The following is a 986-nucleotide window of genomic DNA, read 5'->3' as shown; positions in this document are numbered from 1 at the left end:
CCTGCTTTCTCTCGCGTGAACTGGACCGGTAGATGATCCGCGTTCAGCTGCGTCGTTTCCGAAATTTTCTCCACAGCAGTTATGTGGCTTGGATCATTGGGATTGCTGATCGTAGTACGCTTGATGACAGAGGATTCCTGCGCGGGATCGTTAAAGTCCGTCATTCTGCTGTAATCGAACACCACCACATTCTTCTTCTTATACGTGCTCTCACGCAGCTCGTCGTAGCGACGGGCTACACGGGAATATTCGAGTGTTCCGGTATCGCCCAGCCGCTTGCTCGCTGTGGTGTACTCATAGGTTGTGCGCCCGCCAGTAGGATAGGTGATCTGCTCCAGATCGTTGTACAGCGTCTGGCCGGCATCTGGTTGGCTGGACGTATCATAGTCAAACTTCACTTCATTCTTGTCATACGTATAGGACGTCGTCTCGCCGTTCTCGTTGACAACAGAAGCCAGTTCCCGTTTCTTGTTCGTGTTGCTGATCAGGCGCTTGTTGTAGACAAGCGATTGGCCTGGCGCATAGGTTACAGTTACCGAATTGGAGGTATAGGTAAAGGTTATCTCTCGGTTCAAGGTATCAATGATCCGGTCTATGAGCGGATATTCGTTCTGATCATTCACCGGCTGTTTCGCGTACAGAACCATGATGACATTGCCGTATGCATCCTTCGTTCCAATCCATTGACCGTTGCTGTTAAAATAAACTCCTGTCCCCAGCGTATCGGTCAGCGCATAAGCCGCTTGGGCTGTAACTTCGGTGCCTGCTGCGTTCTTGGTTCTCAAGATCTCTGTCGACGGAGCGAAGGTCACGTCCTTGAGCGGATAATCGACCAGCCCCTGGCCGCCACTGCCCACAGCATATACCGAACCGTCCGCGAAGTGAAAATACTGCTGATTCCCCCGGGTCTCCACCGACGGAAAAGCCCATGTCCAGCCTACACCGAGATTGGATGTCTGCTCGTTATACGTATAGTACTCGGTTTC

At 51.9% G+C, this 986-nt stretch carries 1 protein-coding gene; it reads right to left on the bottom strand.

All coding sequences use genetic code 11. The features are described 5' to 3' along the window. The coding region (locus tag Q5741_RS21530) for a hypothetical protein (protein WP_305026149.1) at positions 1 to 986 on the bottom strand (986 nt) is incomplete at both ends.

The sequence above is a fragment of the Paenibacillus lacisoli genome (assembly GCF_030580655.1).
GTDB classification, from domain to species: Bacteria; Bacillota; Bacilli; order Paenibacillales; family Paenibacillaceae; genus Paenibacillus; species Paenibacillus lacisoli.
The sequence above is the reverse complement of the archived record's forward strand: the minus strand, read 5'-3'. Positions and strand labels throughout refer to the sequence as shown.